This window comes from Actinoplanes sp. NPDC049548 (assembly GCF_040676695.1).
GTDB lineage: Bacteria > Actinomycetota > Actinomycetes > Mycobacteriales > Micromonosporaceae > Actinoplanes.
The window spans coordinates 52,884-74,301 of the sequence record NZ_JBFAPM010000018.1; the positions used below are offsets into that span (position 1 = coordinate 52,884).

The window sequence follows — 21,418 nt, forward strand, 5'->3', positions numbered from 1 at the left end:
GGTAGCCCTGCCCGGACCGCGCTCTCCGTCGTACCCGTCGCCGTCGCCACCGTCTCTAGGATGGCGGCATGCGCGACCGAATCGCTGCGTTCCGGCTGCGTGCCCCGGCGCAGGACCTGATCATCGCCCTCTTCGTCATCGTGATGCAGGTCCAGGGAAGCGTCCGGCGCACGGCGGCGGAGCCCGAGACCGTCGTACGCCCGCTCGGCGACCTCGGGAACCTCGGGTACGCCCTGCTGATCCTCACCGGAGCCGCGCTCGTCGTACGGCGGCGCCGGCCGGTCGCGGTGTTCGTCACCACCGCTCTAGCGAGTCTCGTCTACTACGGGCTCGACTTCCCCGACGGCCCGGGCTGGCTCGGGCTGTTCGTGGCCACCTACACGCTCACCGCCCACGGCGACGGCCGGCGCTCGCTGGTGGTCGCCGCCGGTGGCATCGGTGTCCTGGCGGTCGGCTGGCTGACCGCCGCCTCCGGCGTGGAGCCCCGCGCCGCGATCGGATGGGTCTTCTTCCGGATCGGGGCGAGCATCATGAGCGCCGCCCTGGGCGAGTCCGTCCGGTCCCGGCGCGTCATCGCGGCCGAGGCGGTGGGCCGCGCCGAGGCGGCCGAGCGGACGCGGGAGGAGGAGGCGCGGGCCCGCGTCGACGCCGAGCGCCTGCGCATAGCCCGGGAGGTCCACGACACGGTCGCCCACGCCATCGCCGTCATCAACGTCCAGGCCGGCGTCACCGCGCACGTCCTCGACAAGCGGCCGGAACGGGCGCGGGACGCGCTGCGGGCCATCGAGGAGACCAGCTCCCGCGCGCTGCACGAGATGCGGACCATCCTCGGGGTGCTGCGGGACGACACCGAACGCCCGCCGGAGGACATCGACGAGCTGACGAGGCGGGCGCGTGAGGCAGGCCTGGACATCAGCCTGCGCATGACGCCGCCACCGTCGCCGCCGTCGAGCGTGGTGAGCGGTGCCGCCTACCGCATCCTCCAGGAGTCGATCACCAACGTCATCCGCCATGCCGGCCCGACCCGGGTGGACGTGGTCCTCGCGTACGGCACCGACGATGTGGAGGTCCGCGTGACCAACGCGGCCGGTCGGCGGGGCGAGGACGGTCGTGGTGCGCCGGCCGGGCCGGGCCGCGGCATCCTCGGCATGCGCGAACGCTGCCTGCTGCTCGGCGGTGACCTGGCGGCCGCGACGCTGCCGGACGGCGGCTTCGAGATCAGGGCGCGGCTGCCGCTCGCGCCCGCCGGGCAGGCTCGATGAGCGCGCCGATCCGGGTGCTGCTGGCCGACGACGAGCTCCTGGTGCGGTCGGGATTCCGGCTGCTGCTCGAGGTCGAGGACGACATCGAGGTGGTGGGGGAGGCCACCACCGGGAGCGAGGCGGTGGCGCAGGCCCGGGCCGCCCGGCCGGACGTCGTGCTCATGGACATCCGGATGCCGCGGCTGGACGGGATCGGGGCCACCGCGGAGATCGCCCGGACCGTCGGGCTGAACCGGGTCCGGGTGCTGATCCTGACGACGTACGAGACGGACACTTATGTCTTCGAGGCGTTGCGGGCCGGAGCATCCGGCTTCCTGCTCAAGGACTCCGGCCCGGCCGAGCTGCTGCACGCGGTCCGGGTGGTCGCCGGCGGGGAGGCACTGCTGGCGCCACGGATCACCCGCCGCCTCATCGCCGAGGTGACGGCGGCGCGTACCGTCGCCGAGGCCGGCGGCGAGCGGCTGGCAGTGTTGACCCAGCGCGAGCGTGAGGTGCTGGCCCTGGTGGGCCGGGGGCTGAGCAACGACGAGATCGGCGCCGCGCTGTTCCTCAGCCCGGCCACCGCCCGCACCCACGTCAGTCACGCGATGGGCAAGCTGGGCGCCCGGGACCGGGCGCAGCTGGTCGTCATCGCCTTCCAGACCGGCTTGGTGACCCGGGCGCACCTGGAGCAGCCCCCGTTTCCCGGATCCTGACCGGGACATCACCACGGCAGCTGGCGGGGCGGCATCATGGCAGTCATGGCGAAGTACCGGCGCCGGCTCCTGACCATCGCCGTCGCGATCGTCGCCGGCACCGCCCTGGCGGGTTGCCCCCGGAATGCGGACAACAGCAGCGTCTGCGAGCAACCGTCGCCTGGAGCGTCCCCTGTGCCCTGCGCGGACACCGGCGGGTGGCCAGGCGGCGGCGGTGAGCGTTACCGCTCCGATAGCGGATCTTCCGGTGCCCTTAAGGCGCGGCCGTCGACACTTCAGGCCGACGGAGATCGATGCGGCCCCCGGGACCACCCCAGGAGAGCAGGAACGGGGCCCTGATCTTCCTGGGGAGGGGGCCAGTGGCCGGGGACGGTTCCGTGGTGGGCGCGGGCCGTCCCCGGCCGCTATGGTCGGCACTCGATCTTCCGACCGGCGGTGCTCCTGGAATGAGACGCAGTTACGTTCGCGTGGCCCTCGCGGTGACGACGCTGGTGGCTCTGGCGTTCGTCATCCCGCTCGCGCTGCTCGTGCAGACCGCGGCGCAGGACCGCGCGCTGCGCGAGGCGGAACGGCAGGCCCTCGGCCTGTCGGCCGTCGTGGTGGTCGCCACGGATCGTGACCTCGTGCTCACATCGATCATGAGCACGGAGGCGGGTCAGGAGGGGCGGCTCGCGGCCCATCTGCCGACCCTGGGCACGGTGGGCGTCTCCCGCGTCGACACGGCGGCCGTCATCCATGTACGCCAGCAGCAGAGCGCCGGCACGATCGGCGTGACCGGCGGCCGCGTGTACCTGCGCCCGGTGGCGCTGCCCGAGGGCCTCATCGCGGTGATCGAGGTGTACGTGCCGTCGAGCTCGCTGCGGGCGGGCGTGGGCCTGGCGTGGCTGGTCCTCCTCGGCGAGGCCGTCGTGCTGGTCGGGGTCTCGACGGTGCTGGCGGACCGGCTCGCCGCCCGGGTGGTACGCGCCAGCCGGGACCTCGCCCGTACGGCCGCGAGCCTCGGTGCTGGCAGCCTGCACGCCCGGGTCCGGCCGAGCGGGCCCGCGGAGATCGAGGAGGTCGGCGGCGCGCTCAACATCCTCGCCGACCGGTTCGCCGAGCTCCTGGCCACCGAGCGGGCCCTCGCCGCGAACCTGTCGCATCGGCTCCGGGTGCCGCTGACGGCGCTGCGGCTGAACACCGAGGCGCTGCCGGCCGGCGCCGACCGCGACCGTCAGCTGCGGGTGGTCGACCGGCTGGAGACCGAGATCAACGCCGTGATCGTGGAGGCGGCCCGCCCGCTGGCCGCGCGCCCGCGCCTGCGGTGCGACCTGGGCGCCGTCGTGGCGGACCGGACCGGGTTCTGGGGCGCGCTCGCCGAGGACCAGGGCCGGCCGTGGCAGGCCGAGGAGCCCCCGGCCGGCATCACGGTGCCGGCGGCCTTCTCGGTGGTGGCCGAGGCGCTGGACGTGCTGCTGGGCAACGTCTTCCACCACACCCCGGAGACGGCCGCCTGCCGGGTCTGCGTGCAGCAGGGCCCGGACTGGGCCGCGGTCACGGTCGACGACGCCGGCCCCGGCTTCCGGGACGCCGAGGCGGCCGTGTCCCGCGGTGCCAGCGACGCCGACTCCACCGGGCTCGGCCTGGACATCGCCCGGCGCCTGGCCGCCGACACCGGCGGCGCGCTCACCGTCGGCCGTGGCGAGCTGGGCGGCGCCCGCGTCGAGCTGAGGCTCGGCCTGGCCGGCGACGACACCCCGCCTCCCGAACGCCGCCCGCGACTGTGGCAACGGCTGGGAGGTGCGCATGCCCGCCCCTAGTTCAGCGGGCGTCCTCCGGCGCGGACAGGCGGATGCCGACCCCGCGGAGGGTGTGCAGGTAGCGCGGGGCTGCGGCCCGTTCACCCAGCTTGCGCCGCAGCCACGTGACGTGGACGTCGACGGTCTCGAGCGAGCGGCCCTCGGCGCCCCACACGTCGTCGAGCAACTGGCGGCGCGTGACCACCTTGCCGGCGCGCTGCATCAGGTACGCGAGCAGGTCGAACTCCAACCGCGACAGCTGCAGGGGCGAGCCGTCGAGCGAGGCGGTCCGCGCCTCCGGATCGAGCTCCAGGCCGCCCAGCGTGAGGGTGCCGGCCGGAGCCGCGGCGCCCCGGCGCAGCACGGCCGCGATCCGCGCCTCCAGCTGCTCGGCCGAGTACGGCTTGACCACGTAGTCGTCCGCGCCCGCGCGAAGCAGGCGGATCATCTCGCTCTCCGCGCCGCGGGCGGTCGCGACCACGACCGGCACCGCGGAGGCGGCCCGGATCCGCCGCAGCACCGTCGCGCCGTCCAGGTCCGGCAGGTTGAGATCCAGGACCACGACGTCGGGACGCCAGCTCGCCAGCTCCCGGAGCCCGTCGAGCGCGGCGGCGCACAACCGTACGACGTGCCCGGTGACCGAGAGTAGGCGATCGATGGCCTCACGGATGTCGCGGTCGTCCTCGATCACCAGCACGTGAGCCATCGTCATAATCTATCGATCGTTAAGACAGGATGTCATCATGGGCCGGAGCTGGAGATTCGTCGTCGCCTGGCTGACCGCCGCGGCCGCGGCCGTCACCGTGTCCTGGCTCGGGGTCCGGGTCGGCATCGCACCCGCGATCACGGACGAGGCCCCGGTGGCGATCGACGTCAACCGGCGGTACACAGAGGTCCGCTTCGGACTCGCCGACGCCTCTCCGACGCCCGCCCCGCCGAAGGCGACACCGAAGCCCAGCCGGACCTCGGCGCGTCCCAGCCGGAAGCCGTCCACCCCGGCGCGCAGCCGGCCGGCGCCGTCCCGCTCGGCGACGGCCGGCCCCTCGGCCAGCCCGTCGCCGTCGTCGTCGCCACCGGACCGCCGCCCGCGTTACCGTGTCAACGCCGAGGGCGGCGACGTGATCGTGGCGTACTCGCCGACCCGGATCGACGTGGTCGACACCGAGCCGCTGCCGGGCTACGTGCCCAGCATCTCCCGGCGCGGCGACACGCTGGTCGTGGTGCGCCTCGCCGGCCCGTCCCACGCCTCGGTCGTCACGGCGTACTGGGACGGTGGACCGGGTGCGCAGATCGTCGAGGAGTACGGCGGCTGAGCGCTGTCAGCCCGCCGCCTTGTAGATCTTGCCCGCCTCGGTCGGCGTGGTCGCGTCGCGGTACAGGCCGTAGTCCACGGAGTCGCCCACGGCGGGCAGCGAGAACCAGGCGTAGCGCTCGACGTACGGGGCGGCCTCGAGCTGGGCGGTCGCGTGGGAGATGAAGGCCGTGATCTGAGCGGTGTCCGGGAACTTCGGGGTGCCGGTGAAGTTCATCAGGCCGAACTCGGTGACCCAGATCGGCAGCTGGTAGCGGTCGTGCACCGCGGTGACGTAGCCCATGAACTGCCCCACCGCGGCGGCGCTGAAGTCGGAGCCGTACCAGTGCAGCGTGATGAAGTCGACCCGCAGGTTGCGCTGCTTGGCGCCGGACATGAAGCGGTCGAGCCAGCCGCCGGGGGTGTTCCCGCCGTACGCGACCGCCGGGCTGCCCAGCCGCATGCCGGTCGCCTGCAGCTGCGGCCACAGGTCGAGCGCCTGCTCGACGGTCATCTCCGCCTGGCCCTTGAGGTCGGGCTCGTTGAAGCCCAGCAGCGTGGTGCCCTCGGTCCTGACCTTGGCGAGGTTGGCCGCGGTGACGACGTTCTCGTCCCAGATCATCGGTACGAACTCCGCGTTCGCCGCCATGCTGTCGTTGTTCGTGCCCCAGTTGTAATACCACTTGGCGCCGACGTCCGTGACCGCTCCCGACAGGCCGGGGAACTGCCAGGTGCTGACGCCTTTCTTGCCGGTACCGGCGGGTGTGGTCACGACCGGGGCGGCAGTGCTGCCCGGCGGCTGCCACATTTGGCCCGCGGCGGAACTGCACGCCGAGATCTGCAGGCGCGTACCGGAGGAGGAGCTGTTTCCGGCGGCGGCCAGGCACTTTCCGGAACCGGTGTTGACCAGCCGGCCGGTGCGGAGCACCCACTTCTGCGCGCCGGTTCCGTTGCAGTCGTACAGCTGGACCTTCGCGCCTTCGGCATGCGATCCCGCCGCGACGTCGAGGCACTTGTCCAGGGCCCTGACCGCGTCGCCGCCGACGGACCAGCGCTGCGCTCCCGTGCCGTTGCAGGTCCAGAGCTGTACGGCGGTGCCGTTGGCCTTGTTCGCACCGGCCACGTCGACGCACATTCCGCCGATGCCCTTGATCGGGCCCGCGTCCGCCGCCATCGCGGTGGTGACGCCTATGACACCGAGAGCGACGACAACGGTACTGGAAAGGAGGACGGCCAGTCCCCGGCGGCTATGACGTCGTGATGACATGACGCGAACCTAACCGCCGGCAATTCGTTGACGGCGGGCGTCACCGCGCACTTAACCGGGGCCTAAGGAGAACTGACCGTACGGCCGTTTTCCGACCGGAACCGGGGAAAAGCGTTATCGTCGCGACTCAGCCCGCGGCGGGGTGCTGCCGATCGGATCATTGTGAGGGCTGGGTTGCGCACGCAGGAGGCCGCAGAGGCGTGGTTTCAAGCCGCGTTCGAGGCCAGCCCCTCCGGGATGGCCATCGCCGACGAGCACGGCCGGTTCGTCCGGGTCAACGCCGCCTTCGAGGCGCTGCTCAAGCGGCCCGCCGAGCAGATCGTCGGCCACTCGTTCGAGGAGTTCACCCACCCCGAGGACCGGGCCGCCAACGAGGAACAGCGCCGGCGGGTGGGGCGCGAGCCGGGCACGGTCGCCGACTTCGACAAACGTTACGTACGCCCCGACGGCAGCATCGTCTGGGTCAAGCTCGGCCTCACGGCGATCGACGGGCCGGGCGGGCAGCCGTACCGGCTCGTGCAGTGCGAGGACATCACGGCCCGCAAGGCGGCCGACGCGGCGGCCCGGCGAGCGACCGCACGGCTGTACGAGACCATCGCCGCGCAGCGCGAGATCCTGGCGGCCGTCGACCACCAGCCGCGGATGTTGCAGCTCATGGCCGAGCGCGCCCGGCAGATCCTCGCCGCGGACTACGGCAGCGTGCATCTGCTCGACGGAGACCGGGGAGACCTGCGCCTGGCCGCCGGCACCGGCAGCCTCGGCACCGCGCAGGGCTGGGTGATCCCGCTCGCCGGTTCCCTCGCCGAGCAGGCCTTCGCCGGCCGGGCGGCGGTGCGCTGCGACGACACCCGCACCGATGAGCGCACCGACCCGCAGCTGTCGGCCCGGCACCACGTACGGTCGCTGCTGGTCGCACCGCTGATCACGGACCGCACCGAGGCCGGGGTGCTGGTCGTGTCCGCGCGGCTCCCCGGGGCGTTCTCCGACACCGACGCCTACCACCTCACCCTGCTGGCCGACGCGCTCAGCGGCGCGCTCCAGCACGCCCAGGACACCGCCCGCATGGAGGCCAGCGAGACCAGGTTCCGGCTCGCGTCCGAGCACTCGCCGCTCGGCTTGACGCTGGCCAGCATCGCCCCGGGCACCTTCGGCCGTTACCTGCACGCCAACCCGGCGATGACCGCGATCACCGGTTACACCGTCGACGAGCTCACCACCATGACCGTCGCGGACCTGCAGCATCCCGAGGACGCGGCGGACACCTACGCGATCATGGGGCAGCTGCTCGCCGGCACGCGCGACAGCGTCCACGTCGAGCGCCGCTACCGGCACAAGGACGGTCACATCGTCTGGGTGGCCCTGCACTCGGCGGTCGTCCGCGACGAGCGAGGCTACGGCGACTACGTGGTCAACCAGGTCGAGGACGTGACCGCCCGCCGCGCCGCCGAGCGGAACCGGGCCGTAGCCGCGGCGACGCTGGCCCAGCGGAACCTGGAGCTCGAGGCGGCCAACCAGCTCAAGCTCGACATCATCGGCATGCTGGGGCACGAGATCGGCAACCCGCTGTCGTCGATCCGCGGCTACAGCGAACTGCTGACCGACGACTGGGCCGACCTCGACGACGCGCGCCGCGAGCGAGCCGTAGCCGCGATCGCCCGGCAGGCCGGGCGGCTCGACGACATCGTGCGGGAAGTGCTGGCCCTGGCCGCCTACGACGCCGGTACGGTCACCGCCGACCGCCAGGCGCTCGCCCTGCGTCCGGAGATCGCCCGTGCCCTGACCGCGGTCGACAACGAGGACCTCCCGGTGACCGGTGCGGACACGCGGGTGTGGGTCAACGCCGGCCATCTGCAACAGATCCTGGTGAACCTGCTGTCGAACGCCGCCAAGTATGGCGCCGGCGCCACCGCCATCCACATCGGCCCGGCCGGCGACCGGCGGATCGGTGTGCGGGTCGAGGACCGCGGTCCGGGCGTACCGGAGGAGTTCCGGCCCCGGCTGTTCCAGCGCCTCGCCCGCGCCGAGCGCGACGCATCCACGGTGAGCGGCACCGGCCTGGGCCTGTACATCGTGCGCCGGCTGGCCGAGGCCAACCAGGGGTCCATCCGCTACGAGCCCGGCCCGGCCGGCGGCTCCCTGTTCATCCTCGAGCTCGAGGCCGCCGACACCAGCGCTGACTAGCATTGCCGCATGCGGCGTGACTGGCTTGCCGACGCGGTGATGTACGAGATCTATCCGCAGTCGTTCGCCGACTCGAACTCCGACGGCGTGGGCGACCTGCGCGGCGTGATCGACCACCTCGACCACATCGCGTCGCTCGGCGTCGACGTCATCTGGTTCAACCCGTGCTTCGCCTCGCCGTTCGTGGACGCCGGATACGACGTGGCCGACTATCTCACCGTGGCGCCGCGCTACGGCACCAACGAGGACATGGCCGAGCTCGTGGCCAAGGCCCGCGAGCGCGGCATCCGCGTGCTGCTGGACCTGGTCGCGGGACACACCTCGATCGAGCACCCGTGGTTCCGCGCCGAGCTGGCCGCCGGGAAAGCCGGCCCGGACGGCGACCGGTACATCTGGTGCGAAGAGCTGCCGGCCCGGACCTGGGCGGGCGACATCCCGGGTACGCCGGCGTGGGTGCGCTCGCCCGGCCCGCGCAAGGGCTACTACCTGAAGAACTTCTACGACGAGCAGCCCGCCCTGAACTTCGGCTGGGTCTCGCGTCCCGGCGGTGAGCCGTGGCGGGACGCCGTCGACGCACCCGGGCCCCGGCGCAACCGGCGGGCGCTGCGGGACATCATCGCGTTCTGGCTGGACAAGGGGGTCGCCGGCTTCCGGGTGGACATGGCGTTCTCCCTGGTCAAGGACGAGTCCACGGCGGAGGGTCTGCGGGCGACGGTGGCACTGTGGCGCGAGATCCGCGAGTGGCTCGACGAGGCGTACCCCGACGCGGTGCTGATCCCCGAGGGCGTCGAGCCGCGTACCGGCGGGCCGCTCGCCTTCGACGCCGACTTCTTCCTGGTCATCCACGCCGAGCACGCGAGCCTGTTCGACAACCACGGCGCCGGCCTGCTGCCGTTCCAGGCGCCGACGGAGCCGTACTTCGGCGCCGGGGGACGCGGCAGCACGCGCCGGTTCCTCGACGGCTGGGCGGCGGCGCGCGAGGCGGACCCGTCGAGGCTGGTCGTCATGGCGACGGCCGACCACGACTTCAGCCGGCTGTGCTGCGGGCCGCGTACGGCCGAGCAGCTCGGCGCGGCGCTGACGTTCCTGTTCACCTGGGGGACCGTGCCCTGCCTGTACTACGGCGACGAGATCGGCATGCGGTACCTGCCGGGCCTGCCGGACGTGGAGGGCTCGGTCTGCAACCCCTCGTACAACCGGGCCGGCTGCCGTACCCCCATGCAGTGGGACGACGGGCCGAACGCCGGCTTCTCGACCGCCGATCCCGTCGGGCTGTACCTGCCGGTCGACCCGGACCCGCAGCGGCCGACGGTCGCCGCGCAGGAGCGGGACCCCGCGTCGACGCTGGCGTTCGTCCGCGAGCTGGTCGCCCTGCGCCGGGCCACGCCGGCCCTGGGTACCCGGGCGCCGGTCCGGGTCGTCTCCGAGGGCTATCCGTTCGCGTACGTCCGCGGCGAGTCCCACCTGGTCGTGGTGAACCCGCGCCGTGAGGCGGCCGTCCTGGCGGTGCCGGAGGCGCTCGCCGCCAGCCCCGTGCTGGCGTCGGGTGTGGTGCAGGCGGTCGACGGGCTCCGCGTGGACGGGTTCGGCTACGGCATTCTGGGGCTGGGCGGTCAGTCCTGCGGCGGCAAGGGCTCGTCGGGCAGGTCCGGCGCCGATTCGTTCCGGGTGCCGTGAGCGGCCCGGCCGCCCTGCGAACCGGTGACGTCGCCTTGCGGGGCGTCCCCTGACCCCGATTCCTGGCGAGGATCTTCGTCGTTGGCGTCCTGCAGGTATCGGGCCGCGTCGTCGGGCTGGTCGCCGAGTGCTTCCGGGTTGACGCTCATGTCCATCCTCCTGGGGCAGCGGGATCCGATGGCTACCCGCGGATGTGCGGCATAGTCGCCCGCGGGGCCGGTGTTCATTCCGCGGCGGGCACCCGCGACGGGTTCGGCGCCCGGTACGTGCCGGTCGCGACGGCCGCCAGCTTGGGCAGCAGCCAGGGCGCGATGATCCTCTGCACCGCGGACGGGGTGTAGTGGAGCCCGTCGCTGCGCACCTTCATTCCGTGGATGCGCCACGTGAACTCGCCGTCCGGGCAGACGAGCGGGTTGAGGTCCAGGACGGTGACCTTGCCGGGACGGCGGGCTGCGGTGGCGCGGAGCAGATCGTTCCATGCGTCCACCCGGGAGGGCTGATCCTCGGCGTAGAGGCCGCCGTCCGGTTTCTCGGCCCGGTGGGTGTACGCGGCTGTCAGCAGCACCACGGCGGCCCCACGTGAACCGGCGATCGCGATGGCCTTCTCCAACTGAGCCGTCAGGTAGGCGTCGTATGCGGGGTCGCCGATGTGCTGGTACCGGCCCTGGTACCGGCGGTCCATCAGCTCCCATCGGTTGAGCTCGACGACGGCGACGTCGGGGTTGTCCTTAGTGACCCCGCGCTTCCACCGCTTCTCCCAGTTCGTGCAGCCGGGGTAGTTGGTGTGCGGTGCGTCGATGTAGCGGATGTCGGGAAGCGTGGCGATGCCGCAGCCCTGGATGGCTCGTACGCTCGTCCACATGCCCGGGTGCTCGGGCAGGTATGTGCCGATGACCCAGGAGACGGAGTCGCCGAAGAAGGTGACGCGGGGTTCGCGCTCGGGCGCGGTCTTGGGCCGGTGAGGGCGGTTGACCGGCGCGGAGGGGCGGGACTTGATCCGCGGCACGGTGACGACGACCGGCGCGGCGACGAGCGACGGCTCGGGCCGGGGAGCGGTGCAGACGGTGACGCCCGCGATCATGGCCGCCAGCGCTCCGGCGGTGACGACACTGGAAATCCTGCGGGGCATGAGGCGGATCAGCGCGCCACGGCGGATGGGTTGTTCGATGAGGTGGTAGCTCGCGAGGGCCAGCGCCAGTGTGGCGGTGAGGCGGACGGCGAGCAGCGGCCACCGGGACAGTCCCGTGGCGTCCGCGGTGACGAAGATGAACAGCGGCCAGTGCCACAGGTAGACGCCGTACGAGATCCGCCCCAGTCCAACCAGTGGTGCCAGGCCCAGGAACCGCGCGATCGGTGCGCCGGGGGTGGTTACGACGTGGGCGATGACGGCCGCCGTGGCGAGCGCGGCGAGCGTGAAGCCGCCGTGGAACATCCATGGGGCCTGGTCCGACGCGGCATGCCACAGCAAGAGCGTCGCGGCGGCGCCGACGCCGGCGAGGAGTCCCAGCCCCCGGCCGCGCCCGCTGCGCCGGCGAGCGAGGACGGCCGCGAGGGCGGCACCGATGAGCAGGGCCTGGGCGCGGGTGTCCGTGCCGTAGTACGCCCGCGCCATCGAGTCGGCGTCGAACAGGCGGCTGCACAGCACTTGGGACAGCGCCGCCCCGGCGAGGCAGCAGGTGACCAGGACGGCGCGGGCGGTGCGGGCCGCGAGCCAGGCCAGCAGGCCGGCGACGATCAACGGCCAGACCAGGTAGAACTGTTCTTCGATGCCCAGCGACCAGGTGTGCTGCAGCGGTGAGGGTGCGGCGGTGGCGGCCGCGTAGCCGGTGCCGCGGAAGATCATCCGCCAGTTGGCGACATAGGCGAGGGCGGCGTACGCGTCGCTTCGCAGGAGTCCGAGGGCGTCGCTGTCGAGCAGGTAGCGGCCGGTGATCACCGTGGCCAGCAGGACGGCCAGCAGGGCCGGCAGTAGTCGGCGGGCGCGGCGTACCCAGAAGTCGGTGAGCTTGATCCTGCCGGTGCGTTGGCGTTCGCCGAGCAGCAGGGACGTGATGAGGAAGCCGGAGAGGACGAAGAAGGTGTCCACGCCGAGGAATCCGCCGGCCACGCCTGCCGCGCCGGCGTGGAACAGCAGGACAGCGGCCACGGCGAGCGCCCGGATGCCGTCCAGAGCCCGGCTGTACCCGAACGACGGCCCCGCATGTGGCGGTGCCGTGACGACCGGAAGCACGACGGTCTGATCGGGGTCGGGTTTTCCCATGGAGACCATGCCACCTTCCGGGTCGGTGTCGCGTGACTTGCGGCACCACAGAATAGGGCTCTTATGGGCAAGACGGTAATTCAGGTAGGAACCGCTCATTCTTGTCGGTGTTCCGCGCCGCGTACCCACCGGGCCGCGAAGGATTCGCCTCAACCGGTGGTTTGACGTCGGCGCCAGGCGGAATGCCAGTCCGTCCATCGACAGGCCGGGCGGAGGAGGTGGCGACGGTGCAGATCGAGGTGGTCGGCGAGGGGGCGGTCACGGTGGTCGTGCGGGGCGAGCTCGATGTGGCGCACGCGTGCGAGCTCCGGCAAGTGATCACGGATCTGCTCAACCGTGGCGACGTAGGGACCATCGACCTGGACCTGCGCGGAGTGTGCTCCATCGACTCCGGCGGGCTCGGCACCGTCGTCGTGGCCAATCGCATCGCCGCCGCCGTCGACGTGCGGCTGCAGGTCGTCGGTTCCAGCCCTTTCGTCGCCGAGCTTCTGCGGATGCTCGCTGCCGACGGCGTGATACCCGCCGACGTCGTACACAACGATAAGTATCGATGACGCAACTCTACCGAGCCCGGGCCGGCGCCCGCGCGTAAACTTGATTTATTCCAAACAAGGGGCCTAAGGTTCATCGGGTGACGTCGGACTTCGAGGCCCAGTTGCGGGCGGTCTCGTTGCGCGTGACCAGGCCCCGGGTGGCGGTGCTGGCAGCGCTGCGGCAGCATCCGCACGTCGACACCGACACCGTGATCGGGCTGGTCCGGGCCCACCACCCCGCCGTCTCGCACCAGGCGGTCTACGACGTCCTGCGGGCGCTCACCGACGCCGGCCTCGTGCGGCGCATCCAGCCCGCCGGCGCCACCGCCCGCTACGAGGTCCGCGTGGCGGACAACCATCACCACGTCGTGTGCCGCTCGTGCGGCGCGATCGCCGACGTCGACTGCGCCGTCGGCCACGCTCCCTGTCTCACCGCCCCCGGCGACCACGGTTTCGTGGTCGACGAGGCGGAGGTCGTCTATTGGGGCGTCTGCCCCGACTGTGCGACGCATCGCACGTCCCCGTCATCCGCCAGTTCGGCGTCATCCGCCAGTTCGGAAGGAAGCAGATGAGCGACACCCAGGACCACGGCCCCACCAGCGCTCAGGGCGTGGACCAGAAGGAGGCGGCCGGTTGTCCGGTCGCGCACGACTCCGTGACCGCGCACGGCAGCGAGAGCGAGAACCCGGCGATCGACTCGCCGACCCCGAAGACCGGCGGCCGCCCGCGTACCAACCGGGACTGGTGGCCGAACCAGCTCGACCTGTCCGTGCTGCACGCCCACTCGTCCAAGGGCAACCCGCTGGGTGAGGGCTTCAGCTACGCCAAGGAGTTCGAGAAGCTCGACGTCGAGGCCCTCAAGCGGGACATCGTCGAGGTGCTCACCACCTCGCAGGACTGGTGGCCGGCGGACTTCGGCCACTACGGCGGTCTGATGATCCGGATGAGCTGGCACGCCGCCGGCACCTACCGGATCAACGACGGCCGTGGCGGGGCCGGCGACGGCGGCCAGCGTTTCGCGCCGCTGAACAGCTGGCCGGACAACGCCAACCTCGACAAGGCCCGCCGCCTGCTGTGGCCGGTGAAGCAGAAGTACGGCCAGAAGATCTCGTGGGCCGACCTGCTGGTGCTGGCCGGCAATGTGGCTCTCGAGTCCATGGGCTTCCAGACGTTCGGGTTCGGCTTCGGCCGCCCGGACGTCTGGGAGCCGGAGGAGATCTTCTGGGGCCCGGAGGACACCTGGCTCGGTGACGAGCGCTACGTCACCGAGAAGGACATGTCGGAGGGTGTCGGCGCCACCGAGATGGGCCTCATCTACGTCAACCCGGAGGGGCCGCGCGGCAACGCCGACCCGCTGGCGGCGGCGCACTTCATCCGGGAGACCTTCCGCCGGATGGCGATGAACGACGAGGAGACCGTCGCGCTCATCGCCGGTGGGCACACCTTCGGCAAGACCCACGGCGCCGCCGTGTCGGACAACCACGTCGGCCCGGAGCCCGAGGGTGCCCCGCTGGAGGCGCAGGGCCTGGGCTGGCTGAGCACCCACGGCACCGGCAAGGGGCCGGACACGATCACCAGCGGCCTCGAGGTGACGTGGACCGACCGGCCGACGCAGTGGAGCAACCGCTTCTTCGAGATCCTTTTCGGCTTCGAGTGGGAGCTCACCACGAGCCCCGGCGGGGCCAAGCAGTGGGTCGCCAAGGACGCCCCGGAGATCATCCCGGACCCGTTCGACCCGGCGAAGAAGCACCGGCCGACGATGCTCACCACGGACCTCTCGCTGCGCGTCGACCCGGCGTACGAGAAGATCTCGCGCCGTTTCCTGGAGAACCCGGACGAGTTCGCGCTGGCGTTCGCCAAGGCCTGGTACAAGCTGCTGCACCGCGACATGGGTCCGGTCAGCCGTTTCCTCGGCCCCTGGGTTCCCGAGGCGCAGCTCTGGCAGGACCCGGTGCCGGCCGTCGACCACGAGCTGGTCGGCGAGGCCGACGTCGCCGCGCTCAAGGCCAAGGTGCTCGAGTCGGGCCTGACGACCGCGCAGCTGGTCTCCACCGCCTGGGCCTCCGCCGCCACCTTCCGCGCCACCGACAAGCGCGGCGGCGCCAACGGTGCCCGTATCCGGCTCGAGCCGCAGCGCTCGTGGGAGGTCAACCAGCCCGAGCAGCTCGCGGCGGTCCTGGGCACCCTCGAGGGCATCCAGCGCGAGTTCAACGAGGCCGGCGGGGCGAAGATCTCGCTCGCCGACCTGATCGTGCTGGCCGGCTCGGCCGCCGTCGAGAAGGCGGCGCGCGACGCCGGCGTCGAGGTCACGGTGCCGTTCCACCCGGGGCGCACCGACGCCACCCAGGACCAGACCGACGTCGAGTCCTTCCGGGTCCTCGAGCCGCGCGCCGACGGGTTCCGCAACTACCTGCGGGCGGGCGAGAAGACCCAGCCGGAGGTGCTGCTCGTCGACCGGGCGTACATGCTGAACCTGACGGCGCCCGAGATGACCGTCCTCATCGGGGGTCTGCGCTCGCTCGGCGCCAACGCCGGCGGCGCCCGGCACGGGGTGCTCACCGACCGGCCCGGCGTGCTCACCAACGACTTCTTCGCCAACCTGCTCTCCCCCGGCACCCGGTGGAAGGCGTCGGAGTCCGAGGAGCACGTGTACGAGATCCGCGACGTGGCCACCGACCAGGTGAAGTGGACCGCCACCGCGGTCGACCTGATCTTCGGCTCCAACTCGCAGCTGCGGGCCCTGGCCGAGGTCTACGCCAGCCAGGACGCGCGGGAGAAGTTCGTGGCGGACTTCGTCGCGGCCTGGACCAAGGTCATGGAGCTCGACCGCTTCGACCTGGCCTGATCCTGCCCCCAGCAAGCCCGGCCGGTCCTCGCGATCGGCCGGGTTTGTTGTGTGCGTGGCGAAATTACTCCCCGGTCACTCATCCGGTCCGGTGACCGCAGCCGTACTCCTGGCCACAACGAGCCGGGAGGAGATGGGCAATGCGTTTGACTATCCTGGCCGGCCTCATGGTCGTGGGGGCCACCATCCTCGGCGGGTCGCCGAGCGCCGCCTACGCGCAGCAGCGGAGCGGCCCGGTCGATGCGGCGGACCGCAACTTCCTCGCGTCGATGCACGCCACGGCGCTGTTTGCGATCCCGGCGAGCGACGTCGCCGAGAAGACGGCCCGGCAGGCCAAGGTGCGGACCATCGGCAGGACCGTCGGCGACCAGGACCGGCGGCTGGACCGCCTGACCCAGCAGGCGGCCGGCACACTCAAGGTGGCCCTGCCGACGGCTGCGGCGCCCGACCAGCAGGCGCAGCTGAAGCAGCTGAAGGCAGGCGGCGCGGCGCTGGACGCCGCATATGTCCGTTCCATGCGGGCCGCCGACGGTACCCTGCTGGCGACCGCGGCCGCCGCACGGGCGGGCACCCGCAACGACACCGTCCGCAAGCTCGCCGAGGAGGCTACCCGGGTCGTCGCCGGGCAGCTGCCGTTGCTGGAGGGCTCCGGGCTGGTGGACTTCGAGGCGCTGCCCAGGGCGCCGGGACAGCCCAGCCCGAGCGCGGGCCGGCGCGGCGGACCCGTACCGATCGACGCGGGCATCATCTCCGGAGCGCGGACCGGTCAGGGGTCCCTTCCGGTCAGCACCGCGGGCAGTGCGGCAGTGCTGGGCCTCGCCATCGTGGTCATCGTCTTCGTCTGGTGGCGGTATCTGGCGCCGTCGCGCCGGAACCCGGGGCGCCCCCGCTGAGCCATCGATGGAGGTCGCTACGGTGGGGTCATGCCGCCGATCCGCGTCCTGGTGGTCGACGACCACGAGATGGTGCTGCACGGGGTGTCCGCGATGCTGTCCCGCTTCCCGGAGCGGGTGCAGGTCATCGGTACGGCCACCGACTCGCCCCAGGCGGTGCGCGCGGTCACCGACCAGCGCCCGGACGTCGTGCTGTGCGACGTGCGGCTGCGCCGGGGGAGCGGCCTGGACGTCTGCAAGGCGATCCGCGACGTCGACGACCACGCGAAGATCGTCTTCCTGACCGTCTACGACGACGAGCAGTACCTCTACCAGGCGCTGCGGGCGGGCGCGTCGGGCTACCTGCTCAAGCGGGTGGACGCGTACGAGCTGGTGCGGCACCTGGAGAACGCGAGCCTCGGCGAGGTCGTCATCGACCCCGGTCTCGCCGGCCGGATCGCCGCCTCGGCCGCGCACCTGCAGCGGGGCGAGTTCTGGCCGGGCGCCCGGCTGGGCCTCACGCAGCGGGAGAGCGAGGTGCTGGCGCTGCTGGTCGGCGGGCTCTCGAACAAGGCGATCGCGGCCCGGCTGGTGATCAGCGACGACACGGTCAAGACCCACCTGCGGGGCCTGTACCGCAAGCTGGAGGTCCGCGACCGCGGCAGCGCGGTGGCGACCGCGTTGCGCGAGGGCCTGTTCCACTGATGGACGACGCGGTGATCGCCAAGGTGGCGCGGTCGGTGACGCGGGAGCCGTCGCTGCCCCTCATGCTGGCCGAGGTCGCCCGGCTGCTGGCCGACACGCTCGGTGCCGACGGATGCCTCGCCTTCCTCGCCGACAGCGGCGGCGACCTGGTGCTGGCCGCGAGCCACCCGCGGCCGGCCGGGGCCGGGGCGCCGCTGCGGGTGCCGGAGGGGTCCGGCGCCGCCGGGCGGGCGGCGGCCGACGGAGTCCCGGTGGTGCTGGTGGCGGACCGGCCCCGGCACCCCCTGCATCGTGAGCTGCTCGGCCTGAGCCCGGGTCAGCCGGTGTCGCGGTTGTGTGTGCCCGCGCGGGTGGCGGGCGGCGGCAGCAGCGCGGTCCTGGCCGTGCACAGCCGTGCCCGGCGCGAGTTCGGCGAGGCCGAGGTCGACCTGGCCCAGCGGGTGGCCGACCTGGTCGGCCTGCGGGTCAGCGTCGCGGCCGCGCTGGCGACGATGCGCGACCACCAGGACGAGTGGGACGCGGTCGTGGCCGGAGCGGTGGCGGCCCAGGAGGCCGAGCGCCGCCGGGTTGCCGCCGACCTCCACGACGGACTCACCCAGGCGATCGCGAGCCTCACCTTCCACCTGTCGGCGGCGGACGTCGCCCTCGGCGACGGGGATGTGGCGTACGTGGCGGAGCAGGTGGCAGCGGCCCGCTCCCTCGCCGACCTGGCGCTCGGCGAGACCCGCAGCGCCATCACCGGACTGCACAGCCCGGTGCTGGAGAACCAGGGGCTCGCGGCCGGCCTGACCGCCATGGCGCGTGCCGTGCCCGGCCTGCGGGTGGACGTCGACGCCGCGGAGTTCCCGGTGCCGCACCACGTGAGCACCTCGCTGTTCCGCGTCGCCCAGGAGGCGGTGCACAACGTCGTCAAGCACGCGGAGGCGAGCCGGGCGGTGGTCCGCCTCGCCCGGCACGGCCACATGGTGCTGCTCAGCGTCACCGACGACGGCTGCGGCTTCGACCCGCCGGACGAGGGGCCGGCCTACGGGCTTCGGGGGATGGCGGAACGGGTGCACCTGCTCGGCGGCCGGCTGCGGATCCGTTCCGGGCCGGGTGCGGGAACCACGGTCGAGGTGACCGTACCGATCGCCCTCTGAACGCTCAGCCCGCCCGCCGGCGCTGGTCCATCAGCCGCAGCACCATCGGGGTGAGGATCAGCTGCATGGCCAGCTCCATCTTGCCGCCCGGCACGACGATGATGTTGGGCCGCGACATGAACGAGTCGTGCAGCATCGCCAGCAGGTACGGGAAGTCGATGCCCTGGGGATCCGCGAACCGGATGATGAGGAAGCTCTCGTCCGCCGTCGGGATGTGGCGGGCGATGAACGGGTTGGAGGTGTCCACGGTGGGCACCCGCTGGAAGTTGATGTGCGTCCGGGAGAACTGCGGGCAGATGTAGTTCAGGTAGTCGGGCATCCGCCGCAGGATGGTGTCCACGACCGCCTCGCTGCTGTAACCCCGCGCGGTCCGGTCGCGGTGCAGCTTCTGGATCCACTCCAGGTTGATGATCGGTACGACGCCCACGGCCAGATCCGTGTGCTGGGCGACGTCCACCTTGCCGGTGACGACGGCGCCGTGCAGCCCCTCGTAGAAGAGCATGTCGGTGCCCGGTGGGATGTCCTCCCACGCGGTGAAGGTGCCCGGCTGCTGCCCGTACGGTGCGGCCTCCTCCTCGTCGTGCAGATACCGGCGCACCCGGCCGGACCCGGTCTCGCCGTAGCCCCGGAACAGCTCCTCGAGGTCCTCCAGGAGGTTGGCCTCCGGGCCGAAGTGGCAGAAGTGGTGGTTGCCGTCGGCCTCGGCGCGAGCCATCTCGGCCTGCATCGCCGCGCGGTCGTAGCGGTGGAACGAGTCGCCCTCGACCACCACCGGGGTGATCTCCTCGCGCCGGAAGATCTGCTGCATCGTCCTGGTGACCGACGTCGTCCCGGCGCCGGACGAGCCGGTGATGGCCACGACGGGGTGTCTGACTGACAAGGCGAGCCACCTCCTGGTCACGTACGGAACAGGGAACGGGTGTGGAACAGCGAGAAGTCCTCGTCGGCGGGGCCGGAGCTCTCGCGGTGGTAGCGCTCGATGCGGGCCACCTCGTCCCGGGAACCGAAGATCAGCGGGGCCCGCTCGTGGAGGCTGCCGGGGACCCGGTCCATCAGCCGCCCCCGGCCGGTGCTCGCCAGGCCGCCCGCCTGCTCGACCAGGAACGCGACGGGCCCGGCCGCGGAGAGCAGGTGCGGCCGGTCCGGGCGGCCGGCGTCGCGGCGGTCGTCCGGATCGAGGAAGACCCCGCCGCGGGTGAGGATGCGGAACGTCTCGGCGACCAGGCACGCCACCCAGCGCATGGTGAAGTCGTGCGCCCGCGAGCCGGAGCGGCCGGCCAGGCACTCCGCGACGTACCGCTGCACCGGCGGTTCCCAGAAACGCTCGTGCGAGGCGTTGATCGCGAACTCGTCGGTGGTGCCGGGGATGCGCATCCGGGGATGGGTGAGGACGAAGGCGCCGATGTCGCGGTCGAGCGTGAAGCCGTCCACGCCGTCGCCGGTGGTGAGCACCAGCATCGTCGCCGGCCCGTACAGCGCGAACCCGGCGCAGACCTGCTCGGTGCCCGGCTGCAGGAAGTCGGCGGTGCAGGCCGGTGCCCCCGGGCGAGGGCTGCGCAGGATCGAGAAGATCGTGCCGGCTGAGGTGTTGACGTCGATGTCGCCCGAGCCGTCCAGCGGGTCGAACACCAGCAGGTACTTGCCGCGGCGGTACGGCTCGGGGACACGGTGGATCGCCGCGGACCGGGCGGACGCCATGGCCGCGAGGTGCCCGGCCCACTCGGTCTCGCCGATCATCACGTGGTCGCCGATGACGTCCAGGTTCTTCGGCGCGCCCAGCAGCGTGCCCTTGTGCACCCGGTTCGCGATGATCTTCACCGCGGTGCTGATGGCGTTCAGCAGCCCGGAGAAGTCACCGGTCGAGTCGAGGTGCCGGTGCTCCTGTTCGATGGTGTAGCGGGTCAGGGTCTTGTGCACCTCGGGCACGGCTGCCTCCTTCGCCGGCGATGGAGGCGACGCTAGGCGTAGCGGCGGCGTCAGGCCTCACCCGTACGGGGGGCCACGGGGGTGAGCGTGGCGCGGCGGGCCCGGAACGCCAGCTCACCGGCGGCGGCCGGGTCGGTGAGGTGGGCGAGGAACAGGCGTGCGGTGGCGGTGGGGGCGGCGGCGGTGACGGCGTGCCAGGGGCGGTCGAGCGGCGTACCTCGTACCGTGACGCGCTGCAGGGAGCCCTGCCGGAGGTGCCCGGCCACGGCGTCGGCCGAGACCAGCGTGACGCCCAGGCCCAGCACCGCGGAGGCGACCACGGCGCCGTGCGAGCCCAGCGCCAGCGTCGGCGGCCGCCACTGCAGCGCGTCGAGCAGCGCCAGCGTGGTGTCCCGGGTGCCCGAGCCCGGTTCGCGCAACAGCCAGGTCGCGGTCGCCGGCTCCGGCGCCGTCCCCGGCGCGGCGACGACGATCAGGGCGTTCGGCCGGGTGGCGCGGGTGGTCAGCCCCCGGCCGGCCCGGGGCCGCCCGCCGATCACGACGTCCAGGCGGTGGTCGGCCAGCAGGGCGGAGACCCGGTCCCGTACGCCGACGTCGAGCGTGACCTCCACCCGGGGATGACGGGTACGGAACGACGCCAGCAGCCCCGGGACCAGATACTCGCCGGCGGTCGTGACGGCGCCCAGGCGGACCCGGCCCCGCTCGGGGTCGCCGCTCTCCCGGGCGGCGCTCATGCCCTCGTCGATCAGGCCGAGGATCCGGCGCGCGTAGTCGGCGAACACCCGCCCGGACTCCGTGATGCCCAGCCCCCGGCCGTGCCGCTCGAACAGCGCGACGCCGAGCTCACGCTGCAGGGCGGCCAGCGCGGCCGACACCGCCGACTCGGTCACCGACAACCGTTGCGCGGCCGCCCGCGCCGAGCCGTGGTCGACGACCGCCAGGAAGGTCTGCAGCCGCGCGGGGGTCACGGGCATCAGGCTATTCAAG

General features: G+C 72.5%; 18 protein-coding genes. 12 read left to right on the forward strand and 6 right to left on the reverse strand.

Going from position 1 to position 21,418, the window contains the following annotated elements; all coding sequences use genetic code 11:
• Nucleotides 1-68 precede the first annotated feature (68 nt).
• The 3 genes from AB0J80_RS28965 (at nucleotide 69) to AB0J80_RS28975 (ending at nucleotide 3,756) form a co-directional block, all read left to right on the forward strand.
• Nucleotides 69-1,262: a histidine kinase gene (locus tag AB0J80_RS28965; protein WP_364711054.1), complete on the forward strand. Its 1,194-nt coding sequence runs from the start codon at nucleotides 69-71 to the stop codon at nucleotides 1,260-1,262.
• Nucleotides 1,259-1,957: a response regulator transcription factor gene (locus tag AB0J80_RS28970; RefSeq protein ID WP_364711057.1), complete on the forward strand. Its 699-nt coding sequence runs from the start codon at nucleotides 1,259-1,261 to the stop codon at nucleotides 1,955-1,957. Before AB0J80_RS28965 ends, AB0J80_RS28970 begins: the two co-directional genes overlap by 4 nt.
• Before the next feature lie 446 nt (nucleotides 1,958-2,403).
• The gene (locus AB0J80_RS28975; RefSeq protein WP_364711059.1) at nucleotides 2,404-3,756 is read left to right on the forward strand and encodes a HAMP domain-containing sensor histidine kinase; all 1,353 of its coding nucleotides are present in this window, start codon (nucleotides 2,404-2,406) and stop codon (nucleotides 3,754-3,756) included.
• 1 nt (nucleotide 3,757) lies between these two features.
• On the opposite strand, the gene AB0J80_RS28980 is transcribed toward AB0J80_RS28975, so the two are convergent.
• Nucleotides 3,758-4,432, reverse strand: a complete 675-nt coding sequence (locus AB0J80_RS28980; protein ID WP_364711336.1) for a response regulator transcription factor — start codon at nucleotides 4,430-4,432, stop codon at nucleotides 3,758-3,760.
• Between the two features lie 46 nt (nucleotides 4,433-4,478).
• On the opposite strand from AB0J80_RS28980, the gene AB0J80_RS28985 reads away from it, so the two are divergent.
• Entirely contained in the window at nucleotides 4,479-5,048 is a 570-nt protein-coding gene (locus AB0J80_RS28985; protein ID WP_364711061.1) for a hypothetical protein, read from the forward strand.
• A gap of 6 nt (nucleotides 5,049-5,054) precedes the next feature.
• Here AB0J80_RS28985 and AB0J80_RS28990 read toward each other — a convergent pair whose 3' ends face one another.
• Nucleotides 5,055-6,293, reverse strand: coding sequence for a glycosyl hydrolase (locus tag AB0J80_RS28990; protein WP_364711063.1), 1,239 nt, complete (start codon nucleotides 6,291-6,293; stop codon nucleotides 5,055-5,057).
• Nucleotides 6,294-6,467: 174 nt separating this feature from the next.
• Here AB0J80_RS28990 and AB0J80_RS28995 point away from each other — a divergent pair, with 174 nt between their 5' ends.
• Both AB0J80_RS28995 and AB0J80_RS29000 read left to right on the forward strand, forming a co-directional pair.
• Complete coding sequence (locus tag AB0J80_RS28995) at nucleotides 6,468-8,474, forward strand: PAS domain S-box protein (RefSeq protein ID WP_364711064.1); 2,007 nt, start codon at nucleotides 6,468-6,470, stop codon at nucleotides 8,472-8,474.
• 9 nt (nucleotides 8,475-8,483) lie between these two features.
• Nucleotides 8,484-10,151, forward strand: coding sequence for an alpha-amylase family glycosyl hydrolase (locus AB0J80_RS29000; RefSeq protein WP_364711065.1), 1,668 nt, complete (start codon nucleotides 8,484-8,486; stop codon nucleotides 10,149-10,151).
• Nucleotides 10,152-10,374: 223 nt separating this feature from the next.
• Here AB0J80_RS29000 and AB0J80_RS29005 read toward each other — a convergent pair whose 3' ends face one another.
• Nucleotides 10,375-12,411, reverse strand: coding sequence for an acyltransferase family protein (locus tag AB0J80_RS29005; RefSeq protein ID WP_364711066.1), 2,037 nt, complete (start codon nucleotides 12,409-12,411; stop codon nucleotides 10,375-10,377).
• Between the two features lie 227 nt (nucleotides 12,412-12,638).
• Between AB0J80_RS29005 and AB0J80_RS29010 the strand changes: the two genes are divergently transcribed.
• From AB0J80_RS29010 to AB0J80_RS29035, 6 genes are all read left to right on the forward strand, one after another.
• Nucleotides 12,639-12,965 carry an STAS domain-containing protein gene (locus AB0J80_RS29010; RefSeq protein ID WP_364711068.1) on the forward strand — a complete coding sequence of 109 codons (327 nt, stop codon included), beginning with the start codon at nucleotides 12,639-12,641 and terminating at the stop codon, nucleotides 12,963-12,965.
• 77 nt (nucleotides 12,966-13,042) lie between these two features.
• Nucleotides 13,043-13,516 (forward strand): Fur family transcriptional regulator, encoded by a 474-nt coding sequence (locus tag AB0J80_RS29015; RefSeq protein WP_364711070.1) that lies wholly within the window; start codon nucleotides 13,043-13,045, stop codon nucleotides 13,514-13,516.
• On the forward strand, nucleotides 13,513-15,789 hold the full coding sequence (gene katG / locus AB0J80_RS29020) for a catalase/peroxidase HPI (RefSeq protein ID WP_364711072.1): 2,277 nt from the start codon (nucleotides 13,513-13,515) through the stop codon (nucleotides 15,787-15,789). Before AB0J80_RS29015 ends, katG begins: the two co-directional genes overlap by 4 nt.
• Before the next feature lie 140 nt (nucleotides 15,790-15,929).
• A complete protein-coding gene (locus AB0J80_RS29025; protein WP_364711075.1) occupies nucleotides 15,930-16,682 on the forward strand; it encodes a DUF4142 domain-containing protein in 753 nt (250 codons plus the stop codon).
• A gap of 30 nt (nucleotides 16,683-16,712) precedes the next feature.
• Complete coding sequence (locus AB0J80_RS29030; protein ID WP_364711078.1) at nucleotides 16,713-17,366, forward strand: response regulator transcription factor; 654 nt, start codon at nucleotides 16,713-16,715, stop codon at nucleotides 17,364-17,366.
• Nucleotides 17,366-18,505, forward strand: a complete 1,140-nt coding sequence (locus tag AB0J80_RS29035; RefSeq protein WP_364711080.1) for a GAF domain-containing sensor histidine kinase — start codon at nucleotides 17,366-17,368, stop codon at nucleotides 18,503-18,505. Before AB0J80_RS29030 ends, AB0J80_RS29035 begins: the two co-directional genes overlap by 1 nt.
• Before the next feature lie 4 nt (nucleotides 18,506-18,509).
• Here AB0J80_RS29035 and AB0J80_RS29040 read toward each other — a convergent pair whose 3' ends face one another.
• From AB0J80_RS29040 to AB0J80_RS29050, 3 genes are read right to left on the reverse strand one after another with little or no spacing between them, the layout of a single operon-like run.
• Nucleotides 18,510-19,385, reverse strand: coding sequence for a phosphoribulokinase (locus AB0J80_RS29040; RefSeq protein WP_364711082.1), 876 nt, complete (start codon nucleotides 19,383-19,385; stop codon nucleotides 18,510-18,512).
• Between the two features lie 17 nt (nucleotides 19,386-19,402).
• A complete protein-coding gene (locus tag AB0J80_RS29045) occupies nucleotides 19,403-20,431 on the reverse strand; it encodes a class 1 fructose-bisphosphatase (protein WP_364711083.1) in 1,029 nt (342 codons plus the stop codon).
• 50 nt (nucleotides 20,432-20,481) lie between these two features.
• Nucleotides 20,482-21,399, reverse strand: coding sequence for a LysR substrate-binding domain-containing protein (locus AB0J80_RS29050; RefSeq protein WP_364711084.1), 918 nt, complete (start codon nucleotides 21,397-21,399; stop codon nucleotides 20,482-20,484).
• Between the last annotated feature and the right edge of the window lie 19 nt (nucleotides 21,400-21,418).

What these genes read in the sequence shown, in the direction of transcription:
- AB0J80_RS28965 (WP_364711054.1), top strand. Translation starts at nt 69, where the DNA reads ATGCGCGACCGAATCGCTGCGTTCCGGCTGCGTGCCCCGGCGCAGGAC.
- AB0J80_RS28975 (WP_364711059.1), top strand. Translation starts at nt 2,404, where the DNA reads ATGAGACGCAGTTACGTTCGCGTGGCCCTCGCGGTGACGACGCTGGTG.
- AB0J80_RS29030 (WP_364711078.1), top strand. Translation starts at nt 16,713, where the DNA reads ATGCCGCCGATCCGCGTCCTGGTGGTCGACGACCACGAGATGGTGCTG.
- AB0J80_RS28990 (WP_364711063.1), bottom strand. Translation starts at nt 6,293, where the DNA reads ATGTCATCACGACGTCATAGCCGCCGGGGACTGGCCGTCCTCCTTTCC.
- katG (WP_364711072.1), top strand. Translation starts at nt 13,513, where the DNA reads ATGAGCGACACCCAGGACCACGGCCCCACCAGCGCTCAGGGCGTGGAC.
- AB0J80_RS29005 (WP_364711066.1), bottom strand. Translation starts at nt 12,411, where the DNA reads ATGGGAAAACCCGACCCCGATCAGACCGTCGTGCTTCCGGTCGTCACG.
- AB0J80_RS29025 (WP_364711075.1), top strand. Translation starts at nt 15,930, where the DNA reads ATGCGTTTGACTATCCTGGCCGGCCTCATGGTCGTGGGGGCCACCATC.
- AB0J80_RS28985 (WP_364711061.1), top strand. Translation starts at nt 4,479, where the DNA reads ATGGGCCGGAGCTGGAGATTCGTCGTCGCCTGGCTGACCGCCGCGGCC.
- AB0J80_RS29035 (WP_364711080.1), top strand. Translation starts at nt 17,366, where the DNA reads ATGGACGACGCGGTGATCGCCAAGGTGGCGCGGTCGGTGACGCGGGAG.
- AB0J80_RS29000 (WP_364711065.1), top strand. Translation starts at nt 8,484, where the DNA reads ATGCGGCGTGACTGGCTTGCCGACGCGGTGATGTACGAGATCTATCCG.
- AB0J80_RS28970 (WP_364711057.1), top strand. Translation starts at nt 1,259, where the DNA reads ATGAGCGCGCCGATCCGGGTGCTGCTGGCCGACGACGAGCTCCTGGTG.